Below are 14,538 nucleotides of genomic sequence, written 5' to 3' on the forward strand. Positions count from 1 at the left end.
TTCTCCTCTCGCGCCGCCTGCGGCGGCGCGAAAAAGAAGAAAAAGACGTTTTTGTGGGGACACCCCACACCCCGGCAGGAGGGCTCGCCGCCCTCCTGCACCACCCGCTTTGGGAGCGCTGAACCTGTTTTGCGGATTTTTCAAAAATCCGGGATGACTCATATGTTGCACCACCTCATACAAAACCAGTGCGGCCGCGTAGGCGGACGCCTGTGCGGGGGGCGCTCATGCAAAAAAAACCTATCAGAAAATCATTGTCTGATAGGTTACTTGGTAAGGGAGGAGTCGACGTTAGCTAACAAAATCTGTCAATTTGCCGGTTTGAAATAACCAGCGTGTAAATTCGAGACGACGATGATCATCGGGGGTTTGATCCAGTTCGCCCGGGATAAAATGCTTGCGAAACCTTGTGATACGATCGATCTCTACATGGCTGAAGCCCGCCTTACGCAGCACCTCTATTGCTTCTTTATGATCCATATAGTGAAACATACGCGTCTCCTTACCAGAACCTGGTCGCCTCACAATGCATTAGTGCTCCTACTTCCAATACGAATATTGCCCCCGGTTAGATCTACATTCTTGATCCAATTTTTTGCTGATGAGTTGAAAATCTCTCTCTTTTTGTTGAGAATATGATAAAAACACTTTTCGCTTCCCTCTAACCTTTCTGATACACTGGCGTAATACATGGTAGAAATGTTTTTCGTTATGGACGGAGGGATGCTCCCATGAGTACAAATCCTAATCAAAATCAACAACCCGATCCATCCAGACCATATGGTGGCTATGGGGGATATAATCCATCGAATCCAGCTGATGACCCCTATGGAGCAAATCAGCCTCAGCCCGCTGTTGGTGGGCAGCAAAGTGATCCCAGCTATGTATATGGGCAGGGTGGTCAACAATATACAACCGGGCAATATCAGCAACAGCAGCAGCAGCAATCCAATGCCTATGTTCCTCCCAGTAGCGTGAGCCGGGGGAGCAGCGGACAGAGCCAGGGCACGATTGACGCCAGGGCGAGACGCAATGCGTTGTTGAGCTATCTGGGCTTGTGTTTTACCGGCATTGTATTCTTCTTTATCGGTCGCAAAAATAGTTTTGTGCGCTTCCATGCCGCGCAGTCTATTGTCGTGTTCACTCCTCTTATCATTGTGTATGGTATTGTTTCCGCCCTGGCAAAATTCATCTCGGGGATCTTCATCGTAGGAGCCCTGGTTGGCTCCGCCTTTGGCTGTATCGCTTTCTTGATCGGAGCCGCGATCTTTGTCCTGTGGGTCTTTTTGATGTTTCAGGCCTATCGCGGGGTCAGGTTTAAGCTGCCAGTCGTTGGCGATTACGCGGAAGCACTGATGGCACGCTTCTCCAGGAAGGGGGCTGGCATCTAGTTTTATGAGGAGTTGGAGCAACACAATGGGTGCATTCGCACCCATTGTGTTGCTCCAACTCCTCATAAAACTAGATGCCATTCATACTCTCCTTTGCACTAGAATCCCAATATGTGCGGCATAAACAGAATCGTGGTGGAGAAGAAGCAGAGGGCGAAAACAAGGTATATCGCTGTGAAGAGATAGCCCAGCGTTAGCCCAACCGTCGCGGTGTCCGCGCTGGTGCCTGTTCGCCTGGCAAAATCGCGTCCTTTATGCCCGAAAACAATACCCAGTACTGATGGTGCCAGGAGCAGCGCATAGATGAATAATGTAATTGGAATATGCCGCTGTAGTATGAATAGGATCTGGGTTGAGGCCAGGCATAGGAATGGCGGCATAAAGATACCGATCAGACTGCACAGAATGCTATACAACTGGTAGCGGTTAGATGGAGGTGGTGTTGTACTCTGGGCGAACGGCGAGGCGGCATAAAAGGTCTGTTGTTGCTGCTGCTGTTGTTGTACAAAGGTGGCTACGCCAGCGTTGTTGGGCGTGGGGGTGGATGGCAGCGGTTGTGCGTAGGCGGCTGTCTGAAACGTTCTGGAGAGGGTCGGCCGGTAATACTGACTGGAGAGGCCCTGCTGATGGTAATGGAGCCGCGAAATTTCTTGCAGGGACTCCTGTACCTCGACCATCGAGTCGGGACGCCGCTGGCTATCCAGCGCTACCATGCGCTGTAGCAGGGTATCCAGTTTCGCCACTGCCTGCTGATGGAGATTGGGGAGAGGAGCGAAGGCAAAGGGAGATTGACTGGGATCGCTACCAGTCATCAGTTGATGGAGAATCGCTCCCAGGCTATAGATATCCGAGCGGGGCGTCGTCTGCGCCTTCCCATATTGTTCTGGCGCGGCATACCCCGGTGATCCAAAGGGGATAGTGTCCTTCGGCTTCCCCTGCTTGAACTGACGCGCGATGCCAAAGTCAATCACATAGATATAGCCCGCCGACGTTACCATAATATTGGCAGGTTTGAGATCGCGGAAAATAATCGGTGGCTGATTGGAGTGGAGGTAGTCCAGCACATCGCAGAGGATAGTGCCGATGTCCAGTACCTCTTCCAGGCGAAACGGCATCTGCTGATGGCGTTCCAGGTACTTTTCCAGCGTTTCCCCTTCTATGTAATCCATGACCATGTACCAGCACTCGGCGTCCGAAAAATGCCGATAGAGGCGAGGAAGGTTCCGATGGGTTAATTTCGTCAGGATCGTCACTTCACGATTGAAGGCGTCGGTCGCCTCAATCTTCTCCTGGGCTGAGAGTCCGCGCAGGCTGACAGCTTTAACCGCGACAACCTGCCGCGTCTGGATATCTTCAGCGCGATAAACGATGCTAAAGCCACCCTCGCCTATCTTATTCAACAGCCGATAGCGTTGCTGGAGAAGAATTTCTGGTGCCGTAGTATCGGCAGGCGCATCAGCATCCGCAAGGGTATGGCCACAGGCAAAACAGTGTACCTCCTCTTTGTGATTGCTTGCCCCACAATGGGAACAATAGATATCTAACTGTTCCATGTGTCCTCTATCTAACTCAATCCATCGCAACTATATTTTTGACTTGTTCATAGTATAGTGAAAAACACGTACTATAGTCCATGTCAAATGACTCATTCACTTTGTGAAAACAAAGAGTTTTATAGAGTATTCTTGTATGGATGCAGAAAATGGTCGGCATTGCCGACCATTTTCTGCATCCATACAAGAATACTATTTTGCTGATACTACAGTAGCTATCGGGATTCTACCAGCTATTCCAGTGGATGATTTTCTCCAGTGGCTGGCGCGCACCGGCTTTAAAATCGGTTCCCAGGGTGTAGGCGACCGGGATCAGGGAGGTCTGGGTGATCTTCTCGTAAGGGATGCCCAGCAGCTCCGCCGCTTCTTTTTCATAGGGCAGGTGCAGGGTTGTCCAGACTGTTCCCAGGCTACGTGCCCGGGCCGCCAGCATGAAGCTCCACACGGCTGGCAGGATGGAGCCCCAGACGCCCGCTTGCTGCTGCGTGGTGGCGCCGTCGAAGCGGCCGCGCATACAAGGGATTACATGTACCGGTACCTCGTGCAGGTGTTCCGCCAGATAGTCCGCGGAAGAGGCCACGCGCTGCTGAACCTGAGCCAGCTCTGGCTTACTGGCCCTGAGTTTTTCAATGCTTTCAGCGGCGTTGAGGCGATACTGGCTAAAGCTTTTTCGATATAGCTCGGCCAGTCCCAGGCGCTTCTCGGCATCGGTCACCACGACGAAATGCCATTGCTGGCTATTGCTGCCGCTGGGTGCCTGGGTCGCGATCTCAATGCATTCTTTTACCAGCTCCGGCTCAACCGGACGCGATAGATCCAGGCGCTTGCGTACGGCGCGCGTGGTCGTCAAAAGCTGGTCTGGGGTAAGATCAAGTTGGGACATACGATGTTTCCTCCATGCTTTACCTTACGATACTGATGAAATGTCATCATAGAACATTCTATGCTGTCGGACGTTCATTTACCAGCAGAGACGCATCTAGCTGGCTGATCGAGGAGAAGCCACTCACCGCCAGCGTTAGATCCAGGTCTGCCAGTAGATTCTGGAGCACCTGCTGCACGCCGGCCTCACCGTCCAGTGCCAGTCCCCAGATATAGGGCCTGCCGAGTAAGACCGCCCGCGCGCCCAGCGCGATGGCCTTCAGCACGTCCGAGCCGCGCCGGATGCCGCTATCGAAGAGAACGGGTACCTGTCCCCCGGCGGCCTCAACCACGGCCGGCAACGCATCCAGCGCCGCCCGTGATCCTCCCACCTGGCGCCCACCATGATTAGACACAATAATGCCATCCATGCCCGCATCAATGGTTTGACGGGCATCATCTGGATGCAGGACGCCTTTAAGGAAGATGGGGAGGCTCGTATGCTGCCTTAAGAAAGCGAGTTGATCCCAGGTCAATGACGGATTGAGGAAGATATCAATGAAATAGCGAATAGCCATGGCCGGGTCTTTTTCCGGCGACTGAGCCAGCGCCTGGCGGAAGACCGGATCGCTGAAATAATTGGCCAGTCCCTCACCCTGTAAAAAGGGAAGGTACGCGTTCTGGATATCTTGCTCACGCCAGCTCAGGAGCCTGGTGTCCAGCGTCACAACGATGGCGCTATAGCCTGCCTGCTCTGCGCGGTGGACCAGGCTGGCGTTGAGATCTGGATTTTTGCTCCAGTAGAGCTGAAACCAGCGGGGCGTGTCAGCAAGCTCCTGGGCGACCGCTTCGATGCTACGCGAGGCGGCCGTACTGAGGATCATTGGTACCCCGGTCGCTCGTGCCGCCCTGGCCACCGCCAGCTCGGCTTCGGGATGGATAATCGATTGCACGCCGATGGGGGCCAGTAATAGTGGTATGGGCAGCTGCATGCCCAGGATGGTGGTGGATAACTGGCGCCGTGAAACGTCGCGCAGCATGCGCGGAAGAATGCTCCAACGTTGGAACGCGCGCAGGTTGGCCTGCATCGTATCATCCATCCCGGCCAGGTAGCCGGCGGCCTGCTGACTCAGGTGCGCCAGTGCTTGCTGCTCCAATACCTCAGGTGAGACAGGGAGCGAGGGAAGCTGTCCCTGCAATCCCTGCATATAGACCTGCATCTGTCGTCCAAGACCATAGGATGGGATGCTTTGTTGATCATCTTTCATGCGTCAACCCCTTTGTGCCGCCTGGCAAGAGAGAACAAATACAATACAACTGCTTCTATCAGTTGTATTGTATCACTCGGGGCTTTGAATGCTTGAGGATGCGTGCCTTCGGCCATGACGCTACGCGCCTTCGGCGCTCACAGGAGTTTATGTGGCGTTATGGTGCCATGCGTGCGCTCAGCGCACGCATGGCACCATAACGCCACATAAGAAGAAAATCGTGTACGGCAGGTGTGTGTTTGTGCACGCATGGCACCATAACGCCACATAAGAAGAAAATCGTGTACGGCAGGTATGTGTTTGCGCGCGCATGGCACCATAACGCCACATAAGAAGAAAAAAAGAGCATATCTGTACTACGGGTCCGGTAGCATAGATATGCGAAATTTGTCTATAAATTTGACGAGTGCCTTTAAAGTATGCTAGGGTTGCTTGAAGGCCTCTGGTAAAGGTTGTGGCGAGCCGATGAATAGAGGCGAACTGATGATCGTTTTCTCAAATATATGTATATGGATTGAATATATGGCTTTGATCGCTTCATCGAAAGATATCTCAAAATCGCAAGATACCCCGAAATCACAAGATATCCCGAAAAAGAATACTATTACGGTACTGGATGGTGTACGTGGCTTTGCGTGTCTACTGGTAATTTTCTACCACGTCAGCGCCTTTACACGTGTGAAGCACATCTGGAGTTTTAAAGAAGTAGGAACTATTCCTTCTGCTATAGCTTTGGTCGGAAGCTATGGCGTGACCCTCTTTTTTGTGCTATCTGGTTTCTTGCTCTTTTTGCCCTATGCTAAAGCGATGATTTTTCAGGAGTCCTGGCCTTCGATGCGCACTTTCTACATACGGCGTATTTGCCGCATCTGGCCAGGCTACTATGTCGCGCTCTTTTTGATGATCATATTTGCGGCACCGGTCTATCTACAGATCGATCATTGGAAGCAACTCGCTCTCTTCCTGACCTTTTTGATGGACTCCTCCCATTCCACATATCAGGCGATTAACGGTCCCTTCTGGACGCTGGCGGTCGAGTGGCAATACTACATGCTCTTACCATTTATCGCCCTGGGGATACGCTGGTTTGTCTCGCGCAGTGAGGATAAATGGAAGGTCGCCACGCTTTTTACCTGCCTGCTGGCAATGATCCTGTGGGGTCTGGCGACGCGCGCCTGGGGGCGTTCCTGGGACATCAATCCTCACCAGCCGTTATGGCTGCCCTTGCCTGTGCATTACGCCGTTCGCTTTGTAATCTATGGGCAGAGCGGAAAATTTTTCGAAGATTTCGCTATTGGCATGATGGTTTGTACATGTTACCTTTTAACACAGCGGCGGCCCGAACAGAGTATGAGCATCTTGATCAAGCGCTATAGCTGGTGTATCTGGCTGCTGGGTGTGCTCGGTTTTTGTTTTATGACTTTCTGGTACGACACTTCCTGGTATTCTGTACTGGTGCCTTATATCGGGGCGCATAACTGGCTGTGTGAGCTTGGTTTCGCTCTTAGCTTTGGCCTGTGTATTCTCGGGGTGCTCTTTGGACCTCCTGTGATTACCTGGTTATGGGAAAGCGCGCCGTTGTGTAAGATCGGCATGTTATCCTATGGACTCTATATCTGGCACGAGCCGACTCTACTCTGGTTTATGGATAACGTCTTCCCCTATTTCAACTCCTGGCCCACTGTAGCCCGCTATGGATTGTACTGGGTCTGCGTATTTGGTCTACTGGTGCCTTTTTGCTACCTCATCTATCGCTTTATTGAGGCGCCCGCCGTCCGGCTGGGTGCTTCTCTGACCAGGTCTCAAAAAGCTATGCGGCCGGTGACCGATCAAACTACCAAAGAGATGGTGACTATGCAGCCATAGGATGGTGGTTCATCTCGTTGCAAGTGTCATTCGTGTAACAAGAAAGTGAGATCGCTTTCTTAACGTAGAGAAAGGAAAGACACTATGGCAGACTTAAGTACGCATAAACGAGATAAGTTAGACGATAGCGATTTTGCCTTCCCGAAGGAGCGCAAAGAGCCGCTGACCGATGCTCCGCATGTCAGGAACGCGGTGGCGCGTTTCGACCAGGTGGAAGGGGTCAGCGACTCCGAGAAGGACGAGGCCTGGAAGCGTATCAAGCGCGCCGCTAAAAAGTTTGATGTCGATATCCATGAGAACGACTGGCGCGAATTACCCAAACACTAACAAAGCAGCACCTGGCGTAATCAGGTGCTGCTTTGTTTCTATCTAATTTTTTCACGCTCTCCCTTTATCGAGGAGTGTGAGTGCTCCCCTCGGGCGCCCGCATGCGCGGGCGCACTCATTTTGTATGGTGGTGCATCGGGAGCGCATTTGCGCTCCCGATGCACCACCATACAAAAGAGAATGGGGACGCCTGCGTTCCCCACGTTCGGGGCATGCCAGCAATCTGACGCTCTCCCCCAAGACCTCCATGTGGGACGCTAACCTTAAGCACTGCAGTGAAATGTCTACTTTAAGATGAAGAACACAGTTGGATCATATATAGCCAGAGAAATTGGCCTTGTGATATGATAGCGGTTGGCTTGTTCTGGTACTGAATGTCAGTACGAGTAAGAATTTGGTAGCTAGCTAACAGTATCTTCTACCTATTGAGCGGTAACATACCCACAATAGCATGGTAATCTTTTCAATACGTGTTACAATTATGTGGGATATGTCTATTAAAACACTGAGTATTTGGGTACGCACTCCAGATGAGTCAGAGCTACCCTGAACGAAAGCACATTCTCCAACCCCACAAATAGTTACTAAAAAAAATCAGGAGACATCATGAGTACTGAGCAGCAAAAGCGACCAGATGGACGCGATGCCACCACCACAGATAAGCCTCGTGTCGTCGCGCTGCCTGAAGACGAAAATCGAGAGACGTTGGTAAACTACTATCACCAGATGTTGCTCGTCCGTCGTTTTGAAGAAAAATCGGACGAGATGTACAAGATGGCCCGTATCGGCGGCTATTGCCACTTGAACCTGGGTGAAGAGGCCACTGTTGTCGGATTCTGTGCAGGCTTGGAAGCAAAAGATTACCTTTATACGAATTATCGCGAGCATGGATATGCACTGGGCCGTGGCATCTCTGCGAATGCAGTAATGGCTGAATTGTTTGGCAAAGAGACAGGGTGTTCCTATGGTCGCGGTGGTTCTATGCACATGTTTAGTCTGGAACACCGTTTACTGGGCGGCTATGGTATTGTTGGCGGCCAGGTGCCGCTGGCAGTTGGCGCGGCATTCGCGGTTGCCTATCGCGGCTCTGATGAGGTCGTGGCGGTGCAGATGGGTGATGGCGCAACCAATGGCGGCCCATTCTACGAGTCGTTGAACCTGGCTAAGATTTACAAATTGCCAGTTATCTTCTTTGTCGTCAACAACCAGTACGGCATGGGTCTACCGGTGGAAAAAGGGTCCGCGGTCGCTGAGCTGTATCGCAAGGGCTGTGCCTTTGATGTACGCGGTGAGCGTGTCGATGGTAATGACGTGATCGCGGTACGTGACGCCGTGCGCCGCGCGGCCAAAGTCGCACGCGAAGAGCACGAGCCATATATCGTCGAGGCCGTCAGTTTCCGCCATCGTGGACACTCTGTCATCGATCCAGATCGCTATCGCGATGAAGAGGTGGTGCGCCGTGGCCGTGCGCTTGATCCCGTGCCCGCCTTCGCTAAACGTCTGCAGGATGCGCATCTGATTGATGAGCAGGGCCTGCAAGCGCTCGAAGAGCAGGTCGAGCAAGTGGTAAACGAAGCCGTCAGATTTGCTGAGGAAAGCCCCTTCCCACCGGTTGAGAGTCTCTTCGACCATATCTACGCGTCTGACGAACATTTACAGGAGAGTAAGTAACAAAATGGCCGAAATAAGTTATCGACAGGCGCTCAACGAGACGTTGCGCGAGGAGCTCAAGCGCGACGAGAATGTCTTCTTGATGGGTGAAGAGATCGGTGTGTTTGAGGGTTCATACAAGATCACCGCGGGCCTGCTCAAGGAATTCGGACCCAAACGTGTGGTCGACACCCCGATTGCCGAGAATGGTTTTATCGGCATGGCGGTTGGATCCGCTATGCTGGGTCTGCGTCCCGTAGTTGAGATCATGACCTTCAATTTTATCGCCCTGGCGATGGACGAGATCTTGAATCATGCCGCCAAGATCTATTACATGTTTGGTGGTCAGACGCCGGTCCCCATGGTCATTCGTACCCCTGGTGGCGGCGGTCAGCAGCTATCGGCGACCCACTCGCAGAATCTGGAGGCGTGGTTCGCCCACATCCCTGGATTGTATGTCGTTGCACCCTCTACGCCAGCCGATGCCAAAGGCATGCTGAAAACGGCGATCCGCAACAACAATCCAGTTATTTTCATTGAGCACCTGGGGCTCTATAACACCAGGGGCGAGGTGCCCGCAGAAGACTACCTGGTCCCCTTTGGCAAGGCGAAAGTCTCTAAAGAAGGCCGCGACCTGACCGTGATTAGCTATTCGCGTATGGCGGCCATGGCGCTGGATGTGGCCAGACGTCTGGAGCAGGAAAACAAATGGAATGTTGAGGTCGTCGACATTCGCTCCCTGCGTCCATTGGATAAGGAGACCATCGTCAATTCGGTCAAAAAGACTGGTCGCGCCATCATCTTTGAAGAAGATTGGCGCTCATATGGCATTGGCGCTGAAATTGCCGCGACCATCCAGGAAGAGGCCTTTGATTACCTGGATGCTCCTGTCAAACGCGTGGCTAATGTCGAGGTACCGCTGCCCTATTCCAAGCCCCTGGAGTCAGCTGCCCTGACCGGCGCCAGGCAACTGTTAGACGCCATCAACGAACTTGCACCCCGCCGGAGGAGATAACGAGTATGCCTGAAGTGAATATGCCCCGACTCAGCGATACCATGCAGGAAGGCACTATCACGCGCTGGTTGAAGAAGCCTGGTGATGAGGTAAAGAAGGGCGAAGTTGTTGCTGAGGTTGAGACCGACAAAGCCAATATGGAGATCGAGTCGTTTAGCGCCGGCGTACTGGAACAGATTCTGGTCGCTGAAGGGGAGACGGCCCCGATCGGTCAGCCCATCGCTATTGTAGGCACTGGCACGAACGTACAGACGCAGCAGCAGGCCTCTGGCGTGAAGGCTGCACCCGCGCCCGCTCAAAAAAGCACAGCCGTGAGCGAGCCTGGTAATGGCGTTGTAAGCCAGCCCTCTGTCGCCTCTAATCAGCCTGCTCAGAATGCGCGCGCCAACGGTGGGGCGATTAAATCTTCTCCCCTGGCCCGGCGCATGGCTGAAGAGCATGGCATCGATCTCCAGCAGATCAAGGGGACCGGCCCGGGTGGACGTATTGTACGCGACGATATCGAGGACTATATTGAGCAGCAGCGCACGACGCAGGCGGTTTCACAGACCCAGGCTCCCACGCCGGTAGCCGCTCCCGAGGCCGCGGCTGTAGCCTCCGTCCAGCCCCAGGTGTCTACCGAGGATACCGAGGTCGTCACGCTCTCCACGATGCAGAAGACTATCGCGCGCCGCCTGACCGAGTCCAAGCAGAGCGTGCCCCACTTTTATATCGGCAATGACATTGATCTCACGGATGCGCTGGAGATGCGCCAGAAGCTCAATGCCAATGCCGGAGAGGGTGGAGTCAAGATTAGCGTTAATGACCTGATCATCAAGGCCTGTGCCCTGGCTCTGGAGAAGTTCCCCGAGGTTAATGGTTCATACCGCGATGGCCAGTTCTTACTGCACAAGCATATTAATATCGGGATCGCCGTCGATGTCCCGGCCGGCCTGGTTGTTCCGGTCATTCGCGACGCCAATATTAAGGGCCTGCGCACTATCGCGCGCGAGGCGAAAGCCCTGGTCGCCAAGGCGCAGACGGGCAAGCTCACCCCGGCCGATCTTGATGGTGGCACATTCTCAATATCCAATCTGGGCATGATGGATGTGACAGACTTCGCGGCCGTGATCAATCCTCCACAGTCAGCCATTCTGGCGGTGGCGGCGGCACGCAAAACCTTTGTCCCCATCGATAATCAGCCAGTCATCCGTGACATCATGCACGTCACCCTGTCGGCTGATCATCGCATCCTGTACGGCGCAACTGTGGCGCGCTTCCTGCAAGAAGTCAAGCGCCTGCTCCAAAACATCTATCTGCTGCTCGGCTAAACATTGGCTAAATAAAAGAAGTTCGGCCCTGCATGATGCAGGGCTGAACTTCTTTTATTTATATGTGGGTGTTTCGTACCTTCGGCTATGACACTACGCGCCTATGGCGCTCACCTGGTTTTTAGGAGGAGTTGGAGCAACACAATGGGTGGGTGCGTCCGCACCCACCCATTGTGTTGCTCCAACTCCTCCTAATTAAAAGGGGGCGGCCGCGCATGCGGACGCCCGTGCGGGGGCGCGCATGCTCCCCCGATAGCAGGTAAGCTTGACGCACTGTCAAAAAAACGACAGACAAATAGGCTATCTTACATTGAATATGGTGCATTAAAGGGCGCGTAAATGCTATTCTTATATATGATATACAAATCATTATAGCAAATCATTCTACCGGTGAAATAGCATAGATCGGTAGATTATATTTGCTACTACTGATACATATAGAAGACGTGACTATGTGTACTATTGTGGGAATATGAAAAGTTTTTGGATCGTGGCATAGGTCGTGAGGGAAAGGAAGCTGTATGTCGTACGATGCGTCCCGGCAGCAATTTGAGCATATTATCGCCACCATTTTTACCTGCCGCAGTGTTGTCAAGTATAATCTGACCTTAAGCGAAATGCAGAAGAGCGAGTTGCTGGATGATATCGATTCCGCTCTTGACGTCTTGCGTGCTCAGCTCATTACTACTACATCTCCCGAGCTTGAAAAGGTTTCGGTCTCCCGAGGCCAGGGTAGCAGGATGATCGTACCTGTGACCGGAAGCGAGCCCGCCATCCAGAAGCCAGCAAGCGCCACCAGCGATCAGACATTGCAGGCGCTCTATCGCATGTATCACGTGTACCTGGATACCCAGCAGACCACTAATATCAGTACCTTTGTGACGCGCTTTAATGAGATCATGACCATTATCAATGATTTGCAGCGCCTGATCGAGGCCAATTATAGTTCGTATGAAGCCTTTGCCTATCAGATCTCATCCGATGATCCCCTGCAGCGCGTGCGCGTCTTCATCGCGGACCTCTACTATATTTTCATGGAATTTGTGCGGCTGCTTTCGGATGTGCTGCAGCAGAACAATGTGCACCTGGATACCGATAAGCTCTCCTCAATGCGTGACGATCTCGATATCAGGCTATTAAGTTCCTATGGCGGCGAATTTATGGAGGAGCAGACGGGACCCCACTATGACTTTTCCTCGCTAGCGCAGGTTTATACGAGTCATCAGCAGCTAGATAAGATCAAGCATCTGTCCAATCAGGTTAGCGATACCACGGCCTTTTTAGGGTTTCTGAAAGAGCATATCGGTACCGGCACACATAAGCGCGATGAGATCGCGGCGCAGATCACGCGTGCCGCGCAGTTGCTCACCGACATGCAGCGTCTTTTGCTCGAATATGAGCGAGCGGCCTCGTTCTTGCTGCATCCAGATAGGTAAGTGATCGTGTTTGTGCTTGAGGGTGAAGCGAACTCGGCGGGGGCAGAATATTATATACTAGTGGCTACAGATGTTTTGTTTGTGTAGGAGGGAGTTTTTTTTATGAATGCAATGGCTATCGGGCACGCGGAACTGTATATCTACCCGGAAAAGGTGACGCCGCAGGATCGCATCTCGTCGCCGCAGCGCATTGATGTGACGGGCACGCAAGAGTTGTTAGAGGTCTTGACCTCGATGCCAGCCGAGACCAGCTTTAGCGTCCTGCTCGTCATCAATGATTGCGTGGTGGGCAACGGCAAGTACTTTATGACGCATGAAACCGTGACGATTCTGCACGAGTATGGGGCCTGCGTCGGCTTCCTGGTGAAGCCGCTGGCGATCCTGCGCGAGGCGCGCCAGGAACACCAGCGCCGCTATAGCAGTGGCCAGGATCATGTCCGGGAATAACGCCTGGACATAATCCCTGGACATAATCCCGCCTCCGGCATGTATCCGGAATGTGCTATAGCCTCGCCCCGAGTGATGACACCTTTATAGTTTGGCGCGTTCGTACTGTTTGGGCCAGGCGATGTCCTGCGACAGTTCGCGTGCCGCGCGCAGGGGAAAGTGTGGATCGCGCAGGAACTCGCGGGCCAGGAAGATCAGATCCGCCTGCTGCTGCTCTAAGATCTGGTTGGCCTGCCGGGGCTCGGTAATCAGACCGACGGCTCCGGTGGGAACGTGCGCTTCGCGGCGAATAGCCTCGGCAAAGGGAACCTGGTAGCCGGGTCCAACGGGGATTCTGGCCTTTTCAACGTTGCCGCCGGATGAGACATCGATCAGATCGACGCCATGTTCATGCAGGGCTCGGCTGATCTCTATGCTCTCTTCAATCGTCAGACCACCCTCGATCCAATCGCTGGCCGAGATGCGCGCCAGCAACGGCAGTTCCGCGGGCAGCACCTGGCGAATGGCATCGGTCACCTCCAGCAGGAAACGCATGCGGTTTTGCAGGGAGCCGCCATACTCATCGGTGCGGTGGTTTGAATAGGGGGAGAGGAACTCATGGATCAGGTAGCCATGGGCGGCGTGGATCTCCAGAATCTGGAAACCCGCCTGCAGGGCTCGGCGGGCCCCCGTCTGGAAGCTCTGAACCACCTTCGCGATCTCGTCCTGTGAAAGCTCAACCGGCAATGGATAGTTTTGTGAGAAGCGCAGCGCGCTCGGCCCCACTGTCTCCCAGCCGCCATCCTCACGCTTTACCTCGCCGCTGCCACTCCATGGTCTGAACGTGCTGGCCTTCCTCCCCGCATGGGCTAATTGCATCGCCGGGATAGCTCCCTGAGACTTGATGAACGAGGCGATGCGCGAAAGCATCTCGATGTGCTCATCTCTATAGATACCCAGATCCTGGGGAGAGATGCGTCCGCGCGCCTCAACGGCGGTCGCCTCGGTCATTACGATGGCCGCGCCTCCGACCGCGAACGAGCCCAGGTGGACCAGGTGCCAATCGCTGGCAAAGCCGTCGGTCGATGAATACTGACACATAGGAGCTACAGCGATACGATTGCGCAGGGTCAGGCCGCGTAGCGTATATGGTTGAAACAATGGAACGATAGATTGATCGTGTTCCTGTTCAGTTGATGCAGTATTTTGCGTATTATTTATCGGCAATGTCGCCATTTTGAAATACTCCTTGTTTATATTGATGCTGCTGGAGAAGAGATATTTTTATTCATTCTGAGATCATCAGAGACGCCATGCTATCCACCAGCTACCACCCGCTTCTCTGATGGTGTGATTCGTAATTTCTTACATACAAACAAGGAAGCTGCTGTGCATTATTCCAACCGGTCTACAGGTAAGTTGCTGTGACACCACG

Annotated in this window: 13 protein-coding genes; 8 read left to right on the plus strand and 5 right to left on the minus strand. The window is 53.2% G+C overall.

The window, feature by feature from the left end:
* Window positions 1-291 precede the first annotated feature (291 nt).
* Window positions 292-492: a hypothetical protein gene (locus KTT_RS15740; protein WP_126596890.1), complete on the minus strand. Its 201-nt coding sequence runs from the start codon at window positions 490-492 to the stop codon at window positions 292-294.
* 239 nt (window positions 493-731) lie between these two features.
* On the opposite strand from KTT_RS15740, the gene KTT_RS15745 reads away from it, so the two are divergent.
* Complete coding sequence (locus KTT_RS15745) at window positions 732-1,391, plus strand: DUF4870 domain-containing protein (RefSeq protein WP_126596891.1); 660 nt, start codon at window positions 732-734, stop codon at window positions 1,389-1,391.
* 98 nt (window positions 1,392-1,489) lie between these two features.
* On the opposite strand, the gene KTT_RS15750 is transcribed toward KTT_RS15745, so the two are convergent.
* From KTT_RS15750 to KTT_RS15760, 3 genes are all read right to left on the minus strand, one after another.
* Entirely contained in the window at window positions 1,490-2,944 is a 1,455-nt protein-coding gene (locus KTT_RS15750) for a serine/threonine protein kinase (protein ID WP_126596892.1), read from the minus strand.
* Between the two features lie 226 nt (window positions 2,945-3,170).
* A complete protein-coding gene (locus KTT_RS15755) occupies window positions 3,171-3,827 on the minus strand; it encodes a nitroreductase family protein (protein ID WP_126596893.1) in 657 nt (218 codons plus the stop codon).
* Between the two features lie 58 nt (window positions 3,828-3,885).
* Window positions 3,886-5,073, minus strand: coding sequence for an alpha-hydroxy-acid oxidizing protein (locus KTT_RS15760; RefSeq protein WP_126596894.1), 1,188 nt, complete (start codon window positions 5,071-5,073; stop codon window positions 3,886-3,888).
* Between the two features lie 522 nt (window positions 5,074-5,595).
* Between KTT_RS15760 and KTT_RS15765 the strand changes: the two genes are divergently transcribed.
* The 7 genes from KTT_RS15765 to KTT_RS15795 all read left to right on the plus strand — a co-directional run bounded on the left by KTT_RS15765 (window position 5,596) and on the right by KTT_RS15795 (window position 13,124).
* Window positions 5,596-6,939, plus strand: a complete 1,344-nt coding sequence (locus KTT_RS15765; protein ID WP_160145906.1) for an acyltransferase family protein — start codon at window positions 5,596-5,598, stop codon at window positions 6,937-6,939.
* Window positions 6,940-7,023: 84 nt separating this feature from the next.
* Complete coding sequence (locus KTT_RS15770) at window positions 7,024-7,266, plus strand: DUF6582 domain-containing protein (RefSeq protein WP_126596896.1); 243 nt, start codon at window positions 7,024-7,026, stop codon at window positions 7,264-7,266.
* A 606-nt stretch (window positions 7,267-7,872) separates the two neighbouring features.
* Complete coding sequence (gene pdhA / locus KTT_RS15775; protein WP_126596897.1) at window positions 7,873-8,937, plus strand: pyruvate dehydrogenase (acetyl-transferring) E1 component subunit alpha; 1,065 nt, start codon at window positions 7,873-7,875, stop codon at window positions 8,935-8,937.
* A 4-nt stretch (window positions 8,938-8,941) separates the two neighbouring features.
* Complete coding sequence (locus KTT_RS15780) at window positions 8,942-9,931, plus strand: alpha-ketoacid dehydrogenase subunit beta (protein WP_126596898.1); 990 nt, start codon at window positions 8,942-8,944, stop codon at window positions 9,929-9,931.
* Window positions 9,932-9,936: 5 nt separating this feature from the next.
* Complete coding sequence (locus KTT_RS15785) at window positions 9,937-11,241, plus strand: dihydrolipoamide acetyltransferase family protein (RefSeq protein ID WP_126596899.1); 1,305 nt, start codon at window positions 9,937-9,939, stop codon at window positions 11,239-11,241.
* Between the two features lie 521 nt (window positions 11,242-11,762).
* A complete protein-coding gene (locus tag KTT_RS15790) occupies window positions 11,763-12,677 on the plus strand; it encodes a hypothetical protein (protein ID WP_126596900.1) in 915 nt (304 codons plus the stop codon).
* Window positions 12,678-12,779: 102 nt separating this feature from the next.
* Window positions 12,780-13,124, plus strand: coding sequence for a hypothetical protein (locus tag KTT_RS15795; protein WP_126596901.1), 345 nt, complete (start codon window positions 12,780-12,782; stop codon window positions 13,122-13,124).
* Between the two features lie 84 nt (window positions 13,125-13,208).
* Here the strand turns inward: KTT_RS15795 and KTT_RS15800 are convergent, their stop codons facing one another.
* Window positions 13,209-14,273, minus strand: a complete 1,065-nt coding sequence (locus KTT_RS15800; protein WP_162511815.1) for an NADH:flavin oxidoreductase/NADH oxidase — start codon at window positions 14,271-14,273, stop codon at window positions 13,209-13,211.
* Window positions 14,274-14,538: the final 265 nt, after the last annotated feature.

The organism is Dictyobacter aurantiacus, from assembly GCF_003967515.1.
In the GTDB taxonomy this organism is placed as follows: Bacteria; Chloroflexota; Ktedonobacteria; order Ktedonobacterales; family Ktedonobacteraceae; genus Dictyobacter; species Dictyobacter aurantiacus.

What these genes read in the sequence shown, in the direction of transcription:
- KTT_RS15740 (WP_126596890.1), bottom strand. Translation starts at nt 492, where the DNA reads ATGTTTCACTATATGGATCATAAAGAAGCAATAGAGGTGCTGCGTAAG.
- KTT_RS15745 (WP_126596891.1), top strand. Translation starts at nt 732, where the DNA reads ATGAGTACAAATCCTAATCAAAATCAACAACCCGATCCATCCAGACCA.
- KTT_RS15750 (WP_126596892.1), bottom strand. Translation starts at nt 2,944, where the DNA reads ATGGAACAGTTAGATATCTATTGTTCCCATTGTGGGGCAAGCAATCAC.
- KTT_RS15755 (WP_126596893.1), bottom strand. Translation starts at nt 3,827, where the DNA reads ATGTCCCAACTTGATCTTACCCCAGACCAGCTTTTGACGACCACGCGC.
- KTT_RS15760 (WP_126596894.1), bottom strand. Translation starts at nt 5,073, where the DNA reads ATGAAAGATGATCAACAAAGCATCCCATCCTATGGTCTTGGACGACAG.
- KTT_RS15765 (WP_160145906.1), top strand. Translation starts at nt 5,596, where the DNA reads ATGGCTTTGATCGCTTCATCGAAAGATATCTCAAAATCGCAAGATACC.
- KTT_RS15770 (WP_126596896.1), top strand. Translation starts at nt 7,024, where the DNA reads ATGGCAGACTTAAGTACGCATAAACGAGATAAGTTAGACGATAGCGAT.
- pdhA (WP_126596897.1), top strand. Translation starts at nt 7,873, where the DNA reads ATGAGTACTGAGCAGCAAAAGCGACCAGATGGACGCGATGCCACCACC.
- KTT_RS15780 (WP_126596898.1), top strand. Translation starts at nt 8,942, where the DNA reads ATGGCCGAAATAAGTTATCGACAGGCGCTCAACGAGACGTTGCGCGAG.
- KTT_RS15785 (WP_126596899.1), top strand. Translation starts at nt 9,937, where the DNA reads ATGCCTGAAGTGAATATGCCCCGACTCAGCGATACCATGCAGGAAGGC.
- KTT_RS15790 (WP_126596900.1), top strand. Translation starts at nt 11,763, where the DNA reads ATGTCGTACGATGCGTCCCGGCAGCAATTTGAGCATATTATCGCCACC.
- KTT_RS15795 (WP_126596901.1), top strand. Translation starts at nt 12,780, where the DNA reads ATGAATGCAATGGCTATCGGGCACGCGGAACTGTATATCTACCCGGAA.